This is a genomic window from Pseudomonas sp. NPDC090755, assembly GCF_044769005.1.
In the GTDB taxonomy this organism is placed as follows: Bacteria; Pseudomonadota; Gammaproteobacteria; order Pseudomonadales; family Pseudomonadaceae; genus Aquipseudomonas.
In genome coordinates this window covers 81,213-100,643 of the sequence record NZ_JBIVXC010000005.1, presented here as the reverse complement: position 1 = coordinate 100,643, position 19,431 = coordinate 81,213, and the positions used below count along the sequence as shown (strand labels likewise).

The 19,431-nt window shown below is 65.9% G+C and carries 12 protein-coding genes; 10 read left to right on the top strand and 2 right to left on the bottom strand.

The genetic code is table 11. The features are described 5' to 3' along the window. Nucleotides 1–199: 199 nt before the first annotated feature. Together ACIQUS_RS10190 and ACIQUS_RS10185 are read right to left on the bottom strand one after the other, a co-directional pair. Nucleotides 200–1,240, bottom strand: a complete 1,041-nt coding sequence (locus ACIQUS_RS10190; RefSeq protein WP_403046298.1) for an AraC family transcriptional regulator — start codon at nucleotides 1,238–1,240, stop codon at nucleotides 200–202. A gap of 8 nt (nucleotides 1,241–1,248) precedes the next feature. Further along, nucleotides 1,249–2,370: a nitrilase-related carbon-nitrogen hydrolase gene (locus ACIQUS_RS10185; RefSeq protein WP_403046295.1), complete on the bottom strand. Its 1,122-nt coding sequence runs from the start codon at nucleotides 2,368–2,370 to the stop codon at nucleotides 1,249–1,251. 291 nt (nucleotides 2,371–2,661) lie between these two features. Between ACIQUS_RS10185 and ACIQUS_RS10180 the strand changes: the two genes are divergently transcribed. From ACIQUS_RS10180 to bcsC, 10 genes are all read left to right on the top strand, one after another. Then, nucleotides 2,662–5,370 carry a cation-transporting P-type ATPase gene (locus ACIQUS_RS10180; protein WP_403046293.1) on the top strand — a complete coding sequence of 903 codons (2,709 nt, stop codon included), beginning with the start codon at nucleotides 2,662–2,664 and terminating at the stop codon, nucleotides 5,368–5,370. A 239-nt stretch (nucleotides 5,371–5,609) separates the two neighbouring features. Continuing rightward, nucleotides 5,610–7,142 (top strand): cellulose biosynthesis protein BcsE, encoded by a 1,533-nt coding sequence (gene bcsE, locus ACIQUS_RS10175; protein WP_403046795.1) that lies wholly within the window; start codon nucleotides 5,610–5,612, stop codon nucleotides 7,140–7,142. Continuing rightward, nucleotides 7,139–7,327, top strand: coding sequence for a cellulose biosynthesis protein BcsF (locus ACIQUS_RS10170; protein ID WP_403046290.1), 189 nt, complete (start codon nucleotides 7,139–7,141; stop codon nucleotides 7,325–7,327). The genes bcsE and ACIQUS_RS10170 overlap by 4 nt, the downstream gene beginning before the upstream one ends. Then, nucleotides 7,320–8,918: a cellulose biosynthesis protein BcsG gene (gene bcsG, locus ACIQUS_RS10165; RefSeq protein ID WP_403046288.1), complete on the top strand. Its 1,599-nt coding sequence runs from the start codon at nucleotides 7,320–7,322 to the stop codon at nucleotides 8,916–8,918. The genes ACIQUS_RS10170 and bcsG overlap by 8 nt, the downstream gene beginning before the upstream one ends. An 18-nt stretch (nucleotides 8,919–8,936) precedes the next feature. After that, a complete protein-coding gene (gene bcsR, locus ACIQUS_RS10160) occupies nucleotides 8,937–9,149 on the top strand; it encodes a cellulose biosynthesis protein BcsR (protein WP_403046285.1) in 213 nt (70 codons plus the stop codon). Continuing rightward, a complete protein-coding gene (bcsQ, locus tag ACIQUS_RS10155) occupies nucleotides 9,146–9,877 on the top strand; it encodes a cellulose biosynthesis protein BcsQ (RefSeq protein ID WP_403046281.1) in 732 nt (243 codons plus the stop codon). Before bcsR ends, bcsQ begins: the two co-directional genes overlap by 4 nt. Next, on the top strand, nucleotides 9,877–12,474 hold the full coding sequence (gene bcsA, locus ACIQUS_RS10150) for a UDP-forming cellulose synthase catalytic subunit (RefSeq protein ID WP_403046278.1): 2,598 nt from the start codon (nucleotides 9,877–9,879) through the stop codon (nucleotides 12,472–12,474). Before bcsQ ends, bcsA begins: the two co-directional genes overlap by 1 nt. Then, a complete protein-coding gene (bcsB, locus tag ACIQUS_RS10145; protein ID WP_403046276.1) occupies nucleotides 12,471–14,777 on the top strand; it encodes a cellulose biosynthesis cyclic di-GMP-binding regulatory protein BcsB in 2,307 nt (768 codons plus the stop codon). The genes bcsA and bcsB overlap by 4 nt, the downstream gene beginning before the upstream one ends. Continuing rightward, the gene (bcsZ, locus tag ACIQUS_RS10140) at nucleotides 14,774–15,874 is read left to right on the top strand and encodes a cellulose synthase complex periplasmic endoglucanase BcsZ (RefSeq protein ID WP_403046272.1); all 1,101 of its coding nucleotides are present in this window, start codon (nucleotides 14,774–14,776) and stop codon (nucleotides 15,872–15,874) included. Before bcsB ends, bcsZ begins: the two co-directional genes overlap by 4 nt. Further along, complete coding sequence (gene bcsC, locus ACIQUS_RS10135) at nucleotides 15,862–19,419, top strand: cellulose synthase complex outer membrane protein BcsC (RefSeq protein WP_403046269.1); 3,558 nt, start codon at nucleotides 15,862–15,864, stop codon at nucleotides 19,417–19,419. Before bcsZ ends, bcsC begins: the two co-directional genes overlap by 13 nt. The last annotated feature ends 12 nt before the right edge of the window (nucleotides 19,420–19,431 follow it).

Genomic DNA, 19,431 nt, shown 5'->3' with positions numbered 1-19,431 from the left:
CCATTCGCTGCTACGTTAAGTTGATACGCGTCATTGTCATTTTTCTTTCATCACGGCACTTTAGGCTTGTTGATGAATCCAAGACATGAACGAGAAACGACGGAGCAGACGATGGACGACTATCAAGAAGAACTACTCGAACTACTGGCGTTGGAGCTTGATCCTCCCGAGCCTGCCGACGACGCCACCGAGCTGTAGTTCAGCCGCCAAGTCGCTGGCTGCGGCGAAATTCCCCCGGGGTCATGCTGTTCCAGCGCTTGAATGCGCGCTGGAAGGCTTCGGCCGAGGCAAATCCCAGCAGGTAGGCGATCTCGCCGAAGGCCAGTTCGGTGTCCCGGATGTAGGTCATGGCCAGGTCGCGGCGGGTATCGTTGAGGATGGCGCGAAACTGCGTGCCTTCCTCGGCCAGCTTGCGCCGCAAGGTCCAGGTCGGCAGTTGCAGGTGCCGCGCCACTTCCTCCAGATCCGGTTCCCGTCCGCCATTGAGCAATGGTCCCAGCAAGTGGGCGATGCGCTCGCCCAGGCTGCGGATGCGTGTGCGCTGTTCCAGTTCCGCTTCACACAGGTTCAGCAGGTGCTGCCAGGTGCCTGGACAATGGTCCGGGTTTCGCAGCATCAGGTTGGCGCGGCTCAGGCGCAGCTGGTTGGCCTGGGCGCCGAAGTGCACCGGGTTGCTGCACAGCGCCTGGTAGTGCGCGGCGTAGGCGGGCGCCTCGAATTCAATCTCCACCCGTTCTGCCATCAGCGCCACGCCGGCCAGCCGTGAGAGCTGGGCCAGCCAGCCGGACAGCAGCGAATCCACCACAAAGCGGTTGTAGGCGTTGTACGGGCTGATGGAGTAGAAGCGCAGCCAGGCGCCGCTGGCGTCTTCATGAAAGCTTGAATGGCCGCGGTAGTTGGCCGCGTACAACGGCTCGAAGCGCAGCAGGGTGCGCGCCGCTTCGCCCACGGTCGGCGCCTGGGCCGCGGTGACACCGGCAAGCCCGGCCTGGCTCAGGCGGCTGATGCGGCCCATGTGCAGGCCCAGGGCCGGGTCACCGGCCAGTTCGATGGCGGCATGGCCCAGGTGCATGTAGCGAGGGATGGACAAGCGCGCACCGGCTTCGGCCAGGCGCGCCTCGTGCAGGCCATAGCGCTCCAGCAGCGGGGTCGGGTCGATGCCGCGTTGCTGCAAGGCCTCTTCCATGTTCTGGATGAAACCGACGGACAGGTCACCCAGGCGCATCCTTGGACGGGGCATGGACGAACCTACAGCCACAGGTTGAGCAGGCGTGCGCCATGGGCGCTGTTGCCGCTGAGGTTGAGGCCGGCGCGGTTGGCAAAGCCCTGGCCTTCGGCGGCCACATCCCAGAAGCGTCCGTGCAGGAACACGCTCATGCTGCTCGTGCCGGCGGGGTTGGCGTTCAGGGTCAGTTGCTGCCAGGCCCGGGCCTCGCTGACTTCACCGGGTTTGAAGGCCAGCCCGGCCGCCAGGGGCTGATGACGGTTGCCACGCCAGGGGCCATTCCAGCTGCCCTTGCCGCCCAGGAACGCGGGGTTGGCAATGAACTGCACCCGCTGGTTGGCCAGCTGTTGCTGGTTGCTGGGGTACCAGCTGTCGCTGCCGATCAGTACGCCCAGGCGTCCGGCTGGCGTTTGCAGTACTTGCAGGGGCTGGTCGATACCGCTGTCGATGAAGCGCCGCATCTCACTGTCCGGGTGCTGCTGGCGCAGGGGCTGGCCGAGCACCGAGCCGTCCCCGGCAAACACCAGGCTGCTGTTGTACAGCGCCCCGGAGCCGACCCGCAGGGTACCGCGCTCGACATAGGGGGAGGGCAGGACAATGGAGCCCGCCACCAGGGTGATGCCGAACTCCCTGGCCAGGCCACCGAACAACTGCTGGTAGTCGCTGGCCATCTGTTGCGCCTTCATGCGCAGGTGGGCATCGGCGCGCCAGTCATCACCCTCGGCACCGAGCATGGCCAGCCCATAGCTGATCGGGTTGCTCAACTCCAGCCATTGCCAGGCGTCACGGCGCTGGGTGACCTGGTACAGCTCGTTCTTTTCGCCCCGGGCCCAGAGCCAGGTGCCGATGTGCTCGGGCAGGATGACGATGGTGCGGGCATTGACCAGGCCCTGGGCGCGAGCCTGTTCGAGATAGGCAGCCAGCTTGCGGTGCAGGCGGTGCAGGTTCTGGTAGTCACCGGGAAACAGCAGCGGCTCGACCCCCAGCAGGTTGCCCTGTTCGCCGGGGACGCCTTCGCTCAGGGCCAGCTCGATCCGCAGGTCCGACAGGTAATGCCCGGCCGGCCGTTGCTCGGTCCAGAACCCATAGCCGCAGAGCGCGGCAATGACCACCAGCGCCAGGGCGCTTAACAGGAGTTTTCGCATCAAGCTTTACTTTTCATCGAGTTCTGAAGCGGCCATTTAACAAATCAATGGGTTAGCGCCGTTCTACTTCCCTAATAGTAAGCGGCATTGACGCCCGGCAGATATTTTTTACACCCGCACTGCTGATCTGAATCAATCACGGGCACCTGCACGGAAGCAAAAATAGCCCATCAACGCTATTGGACCGGGTTGGAGAGCGAAGTTCGGCGCAAAAAAACGGGTGTGTGCTTTTCAACCCAGCGTACATCGCTGCTTGACCCTCCACTTCAGGACGAACGCCGGGAGGACGGTATGGGATCAATGCAACCGCAAACACGTAGTGCAGCGCCCTGGTATCGAAAAAGCCCGCAGCAAACCATGACTGACCTGCAGACCAGCGAGTCCGGCCTTGCCCCCCAGGAGGCCAGGGCGCGACTGCTGCGACTGGGGCCCAACGCCTTGCCCGCCAAGGCCGTGGACCCGATCTGGTTGCGCTTCGCCCGCCACTTCAACGATGTGCTTATCTACATTCTGCTGGCCGCCGCCCTGGCCACGGCGATGATGGGGCACTGGACCGATACCCTGGTCATCCTCACGGTAGCGCTGATCAATGCGGCCATCGGCTTCTTCCAGGAGAACAAGGCCGAGAAGTCCCTGGCGGCCCTGCGCGGCATGCTCAGTAACACCGCCCATGTGGTGCGTGACGGCCAGAAGCTTGAGATCGATGCCCGCGAGCTTGTGCCGGGCGATATCGTGGTGTTGCGTCCCGGCGACAAGGTTCCGGCCGATGTGCGCCTGTTCCAGGTGCATCAGCTGCAGGTGGAAGAGTCCATGCTCACCGGCGAGTCGCTGACCGTCGCCAAGCAGACCGAAGCCCTGGACCATGAAGTGCAGCTGGCCGACCGTACCAACCTGGCCTTCTCGGGCACCAGTGTCAGTGCCGGCAACGCCAAGGGCGTAGTGATCGAGACCGGCACCGCCACGGAACTGGGCAAGATCAACCGCATGATCGCCACGGTGGATGAAACCGAAACGCCCCTGCTTCGGCAGATTGCCCAGCTGGGCAAGCGCATTTTCCAATTGATCATCGGCATGATGGTGCTGTTGTTCATCATCGGTTTTTTCTGGCACGACTATGCGCTGGGCGAGCTGTCGCTGTCGTTGATCAGCCTGGCCGTGGCAGCGGTGCCCGAGGGGCTGCCGGCGATCGTGTCGATCATCCTCTCCCTGGGCGTGCAGCGCATGGCGCGCAACCAGGCGATCATCCGCAAGCTGCCCACCGTGGAAACCCTGGGCGCCATGAATGTGATCTGCTCGGACAAGACCGGCACCCTGACCATGAACGAAATGACGGTGAAGCAGGTGCTCACCGCCAACAGGTTCTATGGCGTGGGCGGGCAGAGCTACGAGCCACGGGGGCGTATCACCCTGGCCGGCGCGACCGAGGCGCTGGACTGGGCGGCGCACCCGGGCCTGGTGGCCTTTATCCGTGCCGTGGACATCTGCAACGACAGTAGCCTGCAACGCGATGAGCAGGGGCGCTGGAGCGTGATCGGCGGCCCTACCGAAGGCGCGCTCAAGGTGCTGGCGCGCAAGGCCGACCTGGCGCCGGTGGACGTGCAGCGCCTGGGCAAGATTCCCTTCGACTCGGCCTACAAGTACATGGCCCGTCGTTGCGAGGTGGAGGGAGAAAGCCTGATCTACCTCAAGGGCGCCCCGGACGTGTTGCTGGACCTGTGTGAGCAGCAACTGGGTGCAGACGGCCCCGAGCCGCTGGATCGTGCCTACTGGGAACGCGAGATGGGCCATATTGCCGAACAGGGCCTGCGCATGCTGGCGGCCGCGTACCGCCCGGCAACCGGTGTGGGCGAGCAAATCGATCATCCGCATGTGCGCCAGGGCATGGTCTTTCTCGGCGTGGCCGGGCTGATGGACCCGCCGCGCCCCGAGGCGATCGAGGCGATCGCCCTGTGCAAGCAGGCGGGTATCGAAGTCAAGATGATCACCGGTGACCACCCGGACACCGCCGTCGCCATCGCCCGCATGCTGGGCATGGGCAACGACCTGCGGGCCATGACCGGCCAGGAACTGGAGCAGACCGACGACGCAACGCTCAAGTCGCTGGCCATGCAGTACTCGGTGTTCGCCCGTACCAGCCCTGAGCACAAGTTACGCCTGGTGCGTGCGCTGCAGGCCAACGGGCAGGTGGTGGGCATGACCGGTGACGGCGTCAACGACGCCCCGGCGCTGAAGCAGGCCGATGTCGGTATCGCCATGGGCATCAAGGGCACCGAGGTGACCAAGGAAGCCGCCGACATGGTGCTGACCGACGACAACTTCTCCACCATCGCCAATGCCGTGCGCGAGGGGCGTCGGGTCTATGACAACCTGAAGAAGACGGTGCTGTTCATCCTGCCGACCAACATGGCCCAGGGGCTGCTGATCGTCATGGCCCTGCTGGTCGGTGCAGTGGTGCCGCTGTCGCCGTTGCAGATCCTGTGGATGAACATGGCCACCTCCACCACCTTGTCCTTCGCCCTGGCGTTCGAACCGGGCGAGCCCGGGATGATGCGCCGCTCGCCGAGGAAAGCGGGGGAGTCGATCCTCAATGCCTATGCGGTGTGGCGCGTGCTGTTCGTGGGCGCGCTACTGACGGCGGCGGCCTTTGCACTCGAGGCCTGGATGGTCGCCGATGGCCAGGACACCGACCATATCCGCACGATGATCCTGCACACCCTGGTCACCGCACAATGGGCCTATTTGTTCAACTGCCGGCTGCAGGACCGGTTCTCGCTGAACATGGCGCTGCTACGTAACGGCGCATTGCTGACGGTCACGCTTGGCTTGATCTTGCTGCAGTGCCTGATATCCTACGCGCCCTTCATGCAAACGGCGTTCCACACGGTGCCCTTGCCATTGAGCAACTGGATGGTGGCGTTGGGTATTGGCGTACTGGTTTTCTTCGCGGTTGAGCTCGAGAAACTGGTGGTGCGTCGTTGGAAAGCAAGCAAGCTTCGCTAGTCACGTACTGCACACCCTGTGCGACAGGGTGTGCAGCCGTATCGGATTTTTTCCCGTTGCCGAGCAAACATCCTACGACCTGAGCAAACGGGTCTAGAGTTCTTTGCTGAAGGCTCGTTCAACTTTATAGATCCCGGCACCCGGGACAGACGCCTGGCGAGCACTGCGCGCACTGAAATTGCCCGTACGCCGGACTTATGGACTGAAACACCCGTGCCCCATGGAGGTAGCCATTGCATGTGTCGACGCCGGTATTGCCCGGCCTACCCGACAGACAAGTTGAAATGCGCATCGGCGGTCTTTACTGGCTAGCCTGCGAATCGCCGGATACCGCGGACCGGTTGTGCACGCAACTGCTGACGGGGCTGCCGGCGTCGGCGCGAGCGTTGCTGGTCAATGCGACCGGCGCCTCGCGCGATTTGCTCAAGGGCATTGCCGATGATCGCGGCCCGGGGCACCTGACCCTGTTCGACCTGCCGTCGATGTCCACCAAACGCCTGATTCAGGCACTGCGCCATGACGTGCCGCGGGTGCGCGGCGGGGAAGGGGCGTTGTGGCTGGTGCGGGTGCCGCACAAGGGCTGGGACGAGCTGGTGGCCGATGACCTGGCGCTGTGGTGTGCCCGTGCCCAGGACTGGCTGCGTTCGGTGGGCAGTACCCTGCTGGTGGTGGGCGACTCACCGCCGCCGGCCTTGCTCGATATCCTGGTGCGTCACAACGACAATATTTCCGGCCTGGCCCAGGTCTACATCGCCCAGGGCGCTCGGCATTTGCTGGTGCATTTCTGGAGCAACGAGGCGGGCGTGAACGGGCCGCATGACCTCCTGCTGCTCGACGAGGGCAGGGGATTCCGGGTGTCGCCGCTTCCCGATGAAGAACGTACGGCGCCCACCGCAAACGATCAACGTCAGGTGCTGGCGCAGACCGTGGTGCTCGGCGGCGAAGCGTCCCCTACCGCCCAGTGGCAGCTGTTCGACGACCCGGATGCGCTGCTGGAGCGGGGGATGGATGCCCAGGCGGCGACCGTGATCTTCGCCTTGAGCGGTACGGACGAGGTCAACGCACTCGCCACGCGCCTGTATCAGTTGCGCAGCCATTGCGGCCGCGCGGTCAAACTGGTGGTGCGCGAAATGCTGCAGGGGCTGCGTCAGCATGAAGAGCAACTGCTGCTGGCCAGCGGCGCCAACCTGATCGTGCCCCACGGCACGCCCTTCCTGCGTTTTCTGACCTTGATGCGCGGCATCCAGGGGCAACGCTGGCAGCGTCCGCTGGCCGCCGAACCCTCGGCCCTGCTGGCCCGCCTGCGCCCCCTTGAGGTGCGTGGCAGCCTGTCGCCACGGGCCTTCGCCGCCGCGGTGAAGAAGATGGCCGACAACACCGTCGGCACCGAGGTTCGCCACCAGTTGCTGCGCCTGCAACCTTTGTCGACGTTGAGCCCTGTTGCCGTGATGCAGCAGTTGCAGTTGCGTCGTTACGGCGACGTTGCCTGCCTGGCCGATGATGTCCCGTACTTGTTTCTGTTCGCTTGCAGCCCCTCGCTGGTCGAGGCTGCGCTGCGCAATGTGTTCCGCCTGCCCTGGGAAGATGTGATCGCGGGGTACGAAAGCGTACTGCCGTCGCAGATCCTGCCCACGGCAGCGTTCCAGTCCGATGCCGTGGCACTGGTGGATACCCGGGGGCTGGACGCGGTGGACGCGCAGCCGGACACCGAGGCCTTCCGGCCGCTGCAACCCAAGAAAGTTTCCCTGCAATCGCTGGAGTCACGCCCATGACCTATGACGAACTGCTGTGGGTCATTGGCCTGACCGTCTTGCTGACGGCACCGCTGGCCATTGTCCTGTTCCTGTGGGGGCGACGTCTGGCCACCTGGCTCGATCGTCGCCTGCCGCCGCGTCACCTCATCGCCCGGGGTGTACGGATCAATCATGATGCCGGGAAGGAGGGCGTCCATGACTGATGCGGTGGCCGCGGCGCCAGTAACACGATGGCCGGAGCTCGGGCTGTGGAACCTGTACTTCCTGGCCAAATTCGTTTTGTTGTGGATGGGCCTGCTGGACTTCAATGCCCTGCTCAACCTGTTGCTCGCCGCCGGCATCCTGCTGCCCCTGCCAGGGCTATGGCTGCCGCGCATTCGCCAGGCCGTGACGGTGGTGCTGGGCGCCGCGCTGCTCTACAAGGACACCTGGTATCCGCCGATCCGCCGGTTGTTCGAGCAGTCCGAAGTGCTGGCGTTTTCCGTCGACTACGTCATCGACCTGCTCGGGCGTTTCGTCAACTGGGATGTACTGGGCGTGCTCTTCGCCGTGGGCCTGCTGTACCTGTTCATTGCGCCCTGGGTGCGCCTGACCCTGGTCAGCGTCGCCTTGCTGCTGTGGGTGTACCTGGCCGGCGCCTTGCCGGCGATCAGCGCACCTGCGCAGTCGGTTGCCGGTGAAACCGGCACGACCCAGGGCGCCAGCAGCCCGGTGGCCGAGAGCAAGGCGATCGACGCCTGGCTTGAGCAGTTCTACCGCGAGCAGGCCGGCAAGAGCACCCGCTTCCCCGAGCGTAACACCACGGCCGAGCCCTTCGACCTGTTGGTGCTCAACGTCTGCTCGCTGGCCTGGGACGACCTGGAAGACGCCGGGATGCGTGACAACGCCCTGTTCCGCCGCATGAACGTGGTGTTCGATCGTTTCAATTCGGCCACGTCCTACAGCGGCCCGGCTGCCATCCGCATGCTGCGCGCCAGTTGTGGGCAGCCGCATCACATCCAGCTGTACGAGCCGGCGAATGCGCAGTGCATGTTGTTCGACAACCTCGCCAAGCTGGGCTACAGCCCCGAGCTGATGCTCAACCACAACGGCCCGATCACCCGCAAGTACATGACCTTCCTGGCCGGTCAGCACCTGCCTGCGCCGCTGGTGAGCAGTGACGATTTCCCCACCGCACTGAAGTCGTACGACGGCGCCAACATCGCCCGTGACCACGATGTGCTGCAGGCCTGGTGGAGTCATCGGCTCAAGGAGCAGAAACCGGCGGTGTCGCTGTTCTACAACACCATCACCCTGCATGACGGCAACCGCATCACCAATGCCGATGGCAGCACCCGGCGTGCCTCCTTCCAGGAGCGGGCGAAGAACTTCCTCGGCGACATCGACCAGTTCATCGACATGATCCAGCAGAGCGGCCGGCGGGTGGTGCTGGTGATGGTGCCTGAACATGGCGCGGCGGTGCACGGCGACCGCATGCAGATTTCCGGCATGCGCGAGATCCCGTCACGCTCCATCACCCATGTGCCGGCGGCGATCAAGCTGATCAACATGGGCGAGAACGACCAGCAAGGGCCACGGCACGTCAGCGAGCCTTCCAGCTACCTGGCGATCTCCGAGCTGATTGCCCGGTTGTATGCCCAGCAGGGCGGCCCGCTGGACCTGGCGGCGCTGACCCATGACCTGCCGACCACGGCCGCCGTTTCGGAGAACTCCGATTCGGCGGTGGTCGAGTACCAGGGCAGACCCTATGTGCGCATCAAGGGGCAGACGCAATGGATGCTGTATCCCGAGTGAAGAGGACGAGGAGGCGATATGGCCCAGGACGACCGTAGACAACGCAGTGATGACATTGCCCGGCTCAAGCAACGCCTGGGCGAAGAGGACATGCCGTACCAGGACATCAGCCGCGAGGGCGAGTTGCTGGCCGCGTGCCGGCGCTGGCCGTTGCTGGCCGAAAGCGAGGGCTGGTCGAACGGCAGCAGCCCGGCCCGGACCCAGCCCGACGACAAGGCGCCCCAAGTATGACGGTAGTGGCACTGAGCGGCCTGCGCGGTGGTGTGGGCACCACCTCGATGGTCGCCGCACTGGGCTTTGCCTTGCACGGGCTGCAGCAACGCGTACTGATGCTGGACCTGCACCCTCGCAACCTGCTGCGCCTGCACTGCAACCTGGCCCTGGACGCGACCCAGGGCTGGGCCACTGCCGACCAGGACGCCGAGGGGGGCTGGAGCGAAGCCTTGCTTGAGGTGGTGGAGGGCTTGTACCTGTTGCCGTTCGGGCGACTTGAGGCCGGCGCACTGACCGCGCTGGAGCAACGCCAGCAGGCCCGATCGCATGAGTGGACGCAGCGCCTGCAACAGCTGCAGGCGCACTTCGACTGGATACTGCTGGACATGCCTGCCAGCTTGCCGGGCGCGCAACCGGGCGTACCGCTGTTGCCTGAGCCGGTGACACGGATCCGGGTCCTGGAGGCCGACGCCGCCTGCCATGCGTTGCTGAGCACCGAAGGGGCGGGCGAGGACTACCTGCTGGTCAACCGTTTCGACCCGATCAGCCAGCTGCAACGCGACCTGCTGCTGCTCTGGGGCGAGCGCCAGCCCCATCTGATTCCCCTGGTGATCCACCGCGACGAGGCAATGGCCTGCGCCCTGGCCTGGAAGAGTCCGGTGGGCCACTACGCGCCAGACTCGCTCGCCACCCATGACGTGCGCAGCCTGGCCACCTGGCTGCTGGCACAGGGGGCGCAGGGCTGATGAACCACTATCGCACCTATCGCCAGCGTGGGGCCCGTCCGTTCACGGCGGCGGTGCTCAGCCTGGGCGCCGTCCTGGCCTGGGTGTTCCTGCGCCTGGACTCGCCGCAGTGGCAACGCCTGCTGCGCAACTGGCGGCAGTACTACCCGCAACTGGCCAACAAGCGGCCGAGCCTGGGCGACCCGTTGCGTGGCCTGGTGCAGACGCTCTGGCTGTTGCTGCTCAAGCCGGCGCGCCCGGCACGGGGTGCCGACCTCAAGCGTGGGCGCGGCGTTGCCTGGCTACGGCGCCTGGGCCGCGCAACCGTCGCCCTGGTGCAAGGGATACGCCAGCCGCTGGTTCGACTGATGCGCAACTTGCCGCGCCGCATTGGCCATAGCGATGCCCTGGCGCAGACCCAGCAACGGATCAAGGCCAGTGGTTCGGTAGGCCAGCGCCTGTTCTACTGGACCCTGGCGGTGGTGGGGCTGCTCATCGCGCTGGCGTGCATCACCTCGCCGTTCAACCTCTACGCCCAGCTGGTGTTCGTCCTGACCCTGGGGGCCATGGCGATGCTGATGCGCTACATGCCCGGGCGATTCCCTACGCTGATGATGATCATCCTGTCGATCACCATCTCCTGCCGCTACCTGTGGTGGCGCTATACGTCCACGCTGCACTGGGCCAATGACCTGGACCTGGTGCTGGGCATGATCCTGCTGCTGGCCGAGACCTATTCCTGGCTGGTGCTGATCCTGAGCTTCGTGCAGAGCGTCTGGCCCTTGCGCCGGCCGGTGCTGGCACTGCCCGAGGACCGGCGCCTGTGGCCGACGGTCGACCTGGTGATCCCGACCTACAACGAAGACCTGTCGGTGGTGCGCACCACGGTCATGGCCGCCCTGGGCCTGGACTGGCCGCAGGACAAGCTCAAGGTGTACATCCTCGATGACGGTGCCCGCCCGTCGTTCCGTGCCTTCGCCAGGGAGGTCGGGGTCGGCTACATCGACCGCCATGACAACCGCGGCGCCAAGGCCGGCAACCTGAACCATGCGCTGGAGCGCCTGACCGGGGAGCTGGTCGCGGTGTTCGACTGTGACCACATTCCGGTGCGGGCCTTCTTGCAACTGACCGTCGGCTGGTTCCTACAGGACCCGAAAATGGCCCTGGTGCAGACGCCGCACCACTTCTTCTCCGCCGATCCGTTCGAGCACAACCTGGGCTCGTTCCGCCGCAAGCCCAACGAAGGCGAGTTGTTCTACGGCTTGATCCAGGACGGCAACGACCTGTGGAACGCCACCTTCTTCTGCGGCTCGTGCGCGGTGTTGCGCCGTGCGGCCCTGGACGACATCAATGGCTTTGCCACCCAGACCGTCACCGAGGATGCCCACACCGCCTTGCGCCTGCACCGTGCCGGCTGGAACTCGGCGTACATGCGTATCCCGCTGGCGGCGGGTCTTGCCACCGACAGCCTGGCCGCCCACGTGCGCCAGCGCATCCGCTGGGCGCGGGGCATGGTGCAGATCTTTCGCCTGGACAACCCGTTGCTGGGCAAGGGCCTGAGCCTGTTCCAGCGGCTGTGCTACGCCAACGCCATGCTGCACTTCCTCTCCGGCCTGCCACGGCTGATCTTCCTCACCGCGCCACTGGCCTTCCTGTTTCTGCACGCCTATGTGATCTATGCCCCGGCGGTGCTGTTGTTGCTCTATGTGCTGCCGCACATGCTGCATGCCAGCCTGGTCAACTCGCGGGTCCAGGGGCCGTATCGGCAGACGTTCTGGGGCGAGGTCTACGAGTCGGTGCTGGCCTGGTACATCATGCGTCCGACCCTGGTGGCGCTGTTCTCGCCCAAGCGCGGCGCCTTCGACGTGACCGTCAAGGGCGGCATGAACGACAGCGACCGGCTCGACTGGCGCATCGCCCGGCCCTACCTGGTGCTCGCCGCGCTCAACGTGCTGGGCCTGGCGTTTGCGGTATGGCGTTTCTCCTACGGGCCGAGCAACGAATACGGCACGGTGATCGTCAGCGCGTTGTGGGTGATCTACAACCTGCTGTTGATCGGCGCGGCCCTGGCGGTGGCGGCCGAGGTGCGTCAGGTCCGGCGCTTCCATCGTGTGCCGGCGAAGTTGCCGGCGGCCGTGCGCCTGCCTAACGGGCACCTGTACCCGGGCCTGCTCTATGACTACTCCGACGGCGGCGCCGGGATCGAACTGCAAACCCCCCGCGTACTTGAACCGGACAGCCAGGTGCTGTTGCTGCTGGAGCGGGCAGGGCGCGAGTTCGTGTTCCCAGGCAGAGTCATGCGCACAGTCGATCGCCAGGTGGGCATCAGCCTGGCGGACCTGACCCTGCAACAACGCATCGATTATGTGCAGTGCACCTTCGCCCGGGCCGACAACTGGCTCGGCTGGAGCGACAGCCATGTGCCGGATCGTCCCCTGCGCAGTTTCTTCGATGTGCTGGCGCTGGGCGCCATGGGCTACTACCGGGTCATCGAGTATGCCCCGGCCTGGGTGCGCCTGCCGGCACAGCCGCTCATTGTCGCAACGCGGTGGTTGCTCAGCTTCTTCCCGCGGATGCCGCGTCCCATTCCCCCTGACTCAATGAAGAGCACGACATGAAGCGTTCGTTCCTGTCTTCCTGGACCCTGACCCTGCTGATGGCTGCCATGGGCCTGCCATTCTCGCTGGCTGCCCAGGAGCAGCCCGTGACCCCCGACGCCGCACCACAGGTGCCCCACTGGTTGCGTGCGCACACCTTCGAAAGCCTGGGACGTGGCAGCGACAGCCTGTTGATGGGCGTGCGCAACAGCGATCAGATCGAGTTCAGCCTGCGCCGCGACCGATTGGCCAGCAGCGTCGAGCTGGAACTGAACTTCACCCCGTCGCCGGCCCTGGTGCCGCGCCTGTCGCACCTGCGGGTGTACCTCAACGACGAGTTGATGGGCGTGGTGCCGATCAGCGCCGACGATATCGGCCAGTCGCGTCAGCAGCGCATGGCCCTCAATCCGAAGCTGGTGCAGGACTTCAACCGCGTGCGCGTGGAGTTCGTCGGTCACTACACCGATATCTGCGAGGACCCTGCGCACAGTTCGCTGTGGCTGAACGTCAGCCGCAAAAGCGTGATCCGTGTCGATGAACAGGCGCTGGTCACCGACAACGACCTGGCGTATTTCCCGCTGCCGTATTTCGATGCGCGCGACACCGACCCATTGAGTATCCCCATGGTCTTCGCCGGCAGCCCGGGGCTTGGTGAGCAGAAGGCTGCGGCCATCCTGGCCTCCTACTTCGGCAGCAAGGCGAAATGGCGCCTGGCGACTTTCCCGGTGCTCTACAACCAGCTGCCGGCGCAGACCCGCCTGCAACCGCTGCCGAGCATTGTCTTTGCCACCAACGACCGGCGCCCGGCCTTTCTTGCCGACCCCGAGCGATTCCCGCCGGTGGACGGGCCGGTGATCCAGCAGATCACCCACCCGGACAATCGCTACAGCAAAGTGCTGCTGGTGCTGGGGCGCAATGAGGATGACCTGGTCAAGGCGGCCTCGGCCCTGGCCGTGGGCACCGACCTGTTCCGTGGCTCGCGGGTGGCGGTACAGGAGGTGAAGGAGCTCAAGCCACGCGTGCCGTACGATGCGCCGAACTGGGTGCGCACCGACCGCCCGGTACGGTTCGCCGAACTGCTCGACTACCCGGGGCAGTTGCAGGTCAACGGCCTGCGGCCGCAACCGATCGAACTGTCGCTGAACCTGCCGCCTGACCTGTTCGTCTGGCGCAACCAAGGCGTGGCCCTGCAAACCCTGTATCGCTATACGCCACCGGTGGTCACCGATGAGTCGCGTCTGACCATCCGCCTGAACGACCACTTCGTCGGCAGCATTCCCCTGCCAGGTTCCGACGGCATGGGTGCGGCCCTGCAGCAACTGCGCACCCGGGTATTCTCGGCCGACACCTCGACGCTGTCCGACAAGATCCTGGTGCCGGCGCTGAAGGTCGATGACCGCAACAAGCTGCGCTACGACTTCAGCTTCGCCAGCAAGGTCGGCAATGCCCAGAACGGGCAGTGCCAGACCTACCTGCCGGCGGACGTGCAGGCGGCCATCGACGAGAACTCGACCATCGACCTGTCGGGCTTCCACCACTACATCGCCATGCCCGACCTGCGCGCGTTCGCCCGCAGTGCCTTCCCGTTCAGCCGCATGGCCGACTTGTCGCAAACACTGCTGCTGATGCCGGCCAAGCCTGACGAACTGCAACTGGGCACCATGCTCGACCTGGTCGCCGGCATGGCCTCACGCATCGGCTATCCGGCACTGGGTCTGCAACTGTCCGATGACTGGGCGACGGCGGCCAAGGTCGACGCCGACCTGCTGGTGCTGGGGCCGTTGCCCGATGACCTGCGCGGTGCCGAAGGGCGCGCCCTGAACCTGTTGCTGGACCGTTCCCGCGACTGGCTGCGCCAGGCGCGCTCACCTTGGCCGCTGGAGGCGAGCAGCGCCCAACGCCTGCGCGAAGGCGCGGGCAACGCGCCGGCCAGCCAGGTGGACGTGGTGGCGCGGGCGCCGATAGCGGCGATCACCGGCATGCAGTCGCCGTACCACGCGCAGCGCAGCATCGTAGCCCTGCTGGCCAGCGACAGTGGCGACTACACGCTGTTGCGCCAGGCCCTGACCGACCCCGGCAAGCTCAACGACCATATTCGCGGCTCCATCAGCCTGATCCGCAGCAGCGGCGTCAGCAGCCACTACGTGGGCGACACCTACTTCGTCGGTCGCCTGCCCTGGTGGATGATGCTCTGGGTGCAGCTCTCCTATCATCCGGTGCTGCTGGCCCTGGGTGCGGTGCTGAGCATCGTGCTGCTGGGCATCGTGGCCTGGCGCCTGCTGGCCTGGGTGGCGCGTCGTCGCCTGGCCGAGGGCAAGGAATGATGGGCTCCAAATGGCTGCTGGGAGGCGCGCTGTGGCTGTGCGCGTCTGTGGCAGCCGCCAGTTGCTGGCCGGCGTGGGAGCAGTTCAAGGCGGAGCTGGTCAGTGCCGACGGCCGGGTGATCGACCCGGCCCAAGGCCGCATCAGTACCTCCGAAGGGCAGACCTATGGCCTGTTCTTCGCCCTGGTGGCCAATGACCACGAGCGCTTTCGCCAGTTGCTCAGCTGGACCGAGAACAACCTCGCCGGTGGCAACCTGAGCAAGCAGCTGCCGGCCTGGAAGTGGGGCCAGGACGAACACGGCAAGTGGCGCGTGCTGGACAGCAACAATGCCAGCGATGCCGACCTGTGGCTGGCCTACAGCCTGCTGGAGGCCGGGCGCCTGTGGGCGGTGGCCGAGTATCGCGAGCTGGCCATCGAGGTGCTCTGGCGGGTGGCTGCGCAGACCCTGCGACCACTGCCGGGCGTGGGGGTGATGCTGCTGCCGGGCGACCGGGGCTTTGTCGGCGTCAAGGGCACTCGGCTGAACACCAGCTATCTGCCGCCCCAGGTGCTGGACCGCTTTGCCGAACTGGCGCCGCTCTGGGCAGAACTGGCCGATAACAGCCGCAAACTGTTGCTGCACAGCGCGCCAAAGGGCCTGGCGCCCGACTGGTTGGCGGTGCGCGAGGACGGCACCTTGATCAGCGACCCGGTCAACGGCGCCAAGGGCAGTTACGATGCCATCCGCGTCTACCTGTGGCTGGGCATGCTCGACCCCGCCGCCAGCGGCCGCAAGGCGCTGGTTGAACGCTATCGGCCCATGGTCGATTTGACCCTCAAGCAAGGCGTGCCACCGGAAACGGTCAATGTCGACAGCGGTGAAGGCAGTGGCAAGGGCCCGGTGGGCTTTTCTGCGGCCCTGTTGCCGCTGCTGGCGGCGCTGAATCAGAAAGAGGGCCTGCAGCAGCAGCGCCAGCGGCTGGCGGCAGCGCCCGCCAGTGGCTACTACAACCGGGTCCTGAGCCTGTTCGGCCAGGGATGGGATGAGCGTCGTTACCGATTCGACGCCAAGGGAAGACTGATACCCGGCTGGGAAGATGCGCAATGCGAAGATTGACCACCTTGCTGTGCCTCGGCGCAGTGCCCCTGACCCTGCTGGCCCAGCCGGCCGACCGCAGCGAGCAGCGCGAATGGCTGATGCAGCAGATTCGCCTGGGTGAGGCGACCCACCGCGAGAGCCTGGTCGAAGACTCTCTGGCGCGCCTGCGCCTGCTTGAACCGGATAACCTCGATGCGCTGAGCGCCTCCATCCGCCAGGCAGTGCGCACCGGCGAGCTGGACCGCGCCCGGCAGCTGTATGGCGATCTGCATCGCCTGGCCCCGGACGGCCCGCAGGACCGGCAAATGGCGCGCCTGCTGGAAATGAGTAGCGGGGAAGGCGCGCAGACCCTGCAGCAGATCCGCCTGCTGGCCACTGCCGGTCGTTTCGACGAGGCGCTGTCGCGTTATGAGGCGGCCTTCGGCAAGGGCGAGCCGCCGAGCCTGGAACTGGCCCTGGAGTACTGGCGCATTCGCAGCCGCTTGCCCGATCAGTTGCCGACCACCATCGACCACCTCTACGCACTGGACAAACAATACCCGGGCAGCCCCGAACTGCAGCAGTTCCTCGCCGAGCAGTTGTTCCGTGCCAAGCGTAATGACGAGGCGCTGATGGTGGTGCAGCGCATGGCTGGCGAAACCCAGTCGCGCAAACAGGCCGCAAGCCTTGAGTTCGCTTACCTGAGCAAACAGCCGATCAGCGATGCCAGCGTGCGGGCCTGGCAGGCGTTTTTGCAGCGCTACCCGGGGGACAGCCACCAGGAACAGGTCCAGGAACTGCTGGTCGGGCAACAGAAGCTCACCGGTGATCCGGCCTGGCGCGCCGGCCAGCTGGGCATTCGCATGCTGGTGGAGCGGCGCACGCCGGCCGTCGCCGAACGCAACCTGCGCAAGGCGCTGGCGGCCTACCCCAAGGACGCCACCCTCAAGGGCTACCTGGGCCTGGCCCTGGCACGCCAGGGGCGGCGTCAGGAAGCGGTGGACTGGCTCAAGCAGGCCGTGGCCGAAGAGCAGGACACCTACATCCTCAGCAAATGGCACGAACTGCTGGCCTCCACCGAATACTGGCTGGTGATGCAGCGCGGCCGCCAGGCGCTGAACGCCGGTAACTACAACGCCGCCCAACAGGCTTACGAGGAGGCGGCCCGGCGCGATCCCAAGGAGCCGCTGGCGTTGCTCGGGCTGGGCAATGTGGCGATGGCCCGCAAGCAGCAGCCGCGTGCCGAGCAGTACTACCTGCAAGCCTCGCGGCTGCAACCGGGTAACGAGAACACCGTGCGGGCCTTGTCGCGCCTGTACCAGGCGCAATCCCCGGCACGCCATTCACGCTACGTCGCCAGCCTGCCAGCCAGGCAGCGGCAATGGGCGGCCCTGCCTGCCGGCGGGCAGTCGGGCGGCAGCTCGCAACTGGAACGGCTGCGCGGCCAGGCCCGGCAGTCGCTGGAGCGCGAAGACTGGGTCGGCGCCGAGCGCCAGTTGAGCCAGGCCCGCCAGTTGGCGCCCAACGACCCCTGGCTGGCCAGCGACCTGGCCCGGGCCTTGCGCATGCAGGGAAAGGGCGCCCAGGCCGATGCCGTGTTCGCCGACCTGCTGTCGCGCCAGGGCCGGGAGCCGACCGCGCGTTTCGCCCACGGCCTGTACCTGGAGGCCGGCGGACGCAACCAGGCCGGGCTCGACACCCTCGAACACGTGCCGCCCGCGCAATGGAACGATGGCATGCAGGCCCTGCACAAGCGCCTGCAACGTCAGGTCGTGGTGGACCGCGCCCGTGCACTCGACGACAGCGGCGACACTGCCGGGGCCATGGCCGTGCTGCAAGGGCAGCTGGGTGCCGACCAGCCGGTGGCGCAACAGCTTGGCGACCTGCAGCAACTGGCGGGCTGGGCACGAAAAAGGGGCGATCTCGAAGCTGCCGATGGCTACTACACCCGCATCCTGGCCTTGCAGCCGGGTGATGCGCTGGCGCGCCTGGGGCAGATCGAGGTGATGATCGAGCGCGGCCAGACCACGGCTGCGCGCCAGGCGCTGCAGCAGCATGAACCCCGGATACCTGAAGACCAGCTCGACGGACGCCGGCGCCTGGGCAATGCCTGGGCGGCCGTGGGTGAGCCTGACAAGGCGCGGGTGTTGCTGGCCGATGTGGCCCGGCGCACGACCGTCCCGGATGCCTTGTTGTACCGCGACCTGGCGCGTACGGTGCCGCGCCAGCAGGCGGACCAGGCGCTGGACTATTATGCGCTGGCGATGCGCGACGCCGGCTTGCTCGGCGCCGAACAGGCCAGCCCCCGCGACGACATCGCCCTGACCCGTGCCAGCCGCGCCAGTGACGAGGATGACTGGCTGCGCCAAAGCTTGCGCCGTGACGTCGACCAGCTCTACCAGTGGCAGAGCCCTACGGTCACGGTCCAGCAGGATTACGGCTGGCGCGACAACGATGGCGCCGAAGGCATTTCCGACCTCACCACCTCGACCACCATGGTCCATGCGCAGATGCCAGTGGGCGAGGGCCTGGGTTTTGCTCGGGTCGAGCAAGTGTCGCTGCGTGCGGCCAGCTTCGACACCGACGCCGACGGCCTGCACCGCGAAGCCTTCGGCAGCTGCTCGTTCCGTGGTCGCAACGCTGCGGGTGCCATTCCCACCGGGTGCCCCGGCGGCAAGGAAACCGCCGATGGCATCACCCTGGCCGCCGGTTGGCAGGGCGATGGGGTGAGCGCCGATATCGGCACTTCGCCCATGGGCTTTGAGGTCCAGAACCTGTTGGGTGGCGTCACCTTCAATGGCAAGACCCACGGTATCGGCTGGACCCTGACCGGTTCGCGCCGGCCCATGAACAACTCGTTGCTGTCCTACGCCGGCGCCAAGGACCCGCGCACCGGCATCAGCTGGGGCGGCGTGACAGCCACCGGCGTGACCCTTGGCCTGAGCCATGATCGCGGGCTGGACGATGGCGTCTGGGCCAGCCTGGGCTACCACTGGCTGCAAGGCAAGAACGTCGAGGACAACACACGCTGGCGGGCCTTGGGTGGCTATTACTACCGCCTGATCAACCGGGCGGATGAAGAACTGCGTATCGGCGCCACGGCCATGGCCTGGCACTACGACCGCAACCTGGGCGGCTACACCCTGGGGCAGGGCGGCTACTACAGCCCGCAGCGTTATCTGTCGTTCGGCGTGCCGGTCAACTATGCCTGGCGCAATGCCGACTGGTCCGTGTACCTGGAAGGCTCGGTGGGTTATTCCTGGGCGCACAGCGACGCCGAGCGTGCCTTCCCGGTGTCCTCGGTCAACGACGACATCCTCGACCCGTACGGGCCGTTGCTGAGCAGCAACATCGACGAACTGCGCGGTAGTGATGACAACAAGGGCCTGGGCTATCTGGCGCAGGCCCTGGTCGAGCGGCGCCTGGATGATCACTGGGTGCTGGGCGGCGGCTTCACCCTGCAACGCAGCGAAGACTACTCGCCCAATCGCGCCTTGCTGTACCTGCGCTACAGCTTCGATCCGTGGCAGGGCAACCTGCCGCTGCCGGTCAATCCGCTGAAGCCGTACGCGGAGTCGCGTTGAGGTCGGCGTCGA

Coding starts and splice junctions, on each gene's coding strand:
- ACIQUS_RS10190 (WP_403046298.1), bottom strand. CDS start 1,240: ATGCCCCGTCCAAGGATGCGCCTGGGTGACCTGTCCGTCGGTTTCATC.
- ACIQUS_RS10185 (WP_403046295.1), bottom strand. CDS start 2,370: ATGCGAAAACTCCTGTTAAGCGCCCTGGCGCTGGTGGTCATTGCCGCG.
- ACIQUS_RS10180 (WP_403046293.1), top strand. CDS start 2,662: ATGGGATCAATGCAACCGCAAACACGTAGTGCAGCGCCCTGGTATCGA.
- ACIQUS_RS10170 (WP_403046290.1), top strand. CDS start 7,139: ATGACCTATGACGAACTGCTGTGGGTCATTGGCCTGACCGTCTTGCTG.
- bcsG (WP_403046288.1), top strand. CDS start 7,320: ATGACTGATGCGGTGGCCGCGGCGCCAGTAACACGATGGCCGGAGCTC.
- bcsR (WP_403046285.1), top strand. CDS start 8,937: ATGGCCCAGGACGACCGTAGACAACGCAGTGATGACATTGCCCGGCTC.
- bcsQ (WP_403046281.1), top strand. CDS start 9,146: ATGACGGTAGTGGCACTGAGCGGCCTGCGCGGTGGTGTGGGCACCACC.
- bcsA (WP_403046278.1), top strand. CDS start 9,877: ATGAACCACTATCGCACCTATCGCCAGCGTGGGGCCCGTCCGTTCACG.
- bcsB (WP_403046276.1), top strand. CDS start 12,471: ATGAAGCGTTCGTTCCTGTCTTCCTGGACCCTGACCCTGCTGATGGCT.
- bcsZ (WP_403046272.1), top strand. CDS start 14,774: ATGATGGGCTCCAAATGGCTGCTGGGAGGCGCGCTGTGGCTGTGCGCG.
- bcsC (WP_403046269.1), top strand. CDS start 15,862: ATGCGAAGATTGACCACCTTGCTGTGCCTCGGCGCAGTGCCCCTGACC.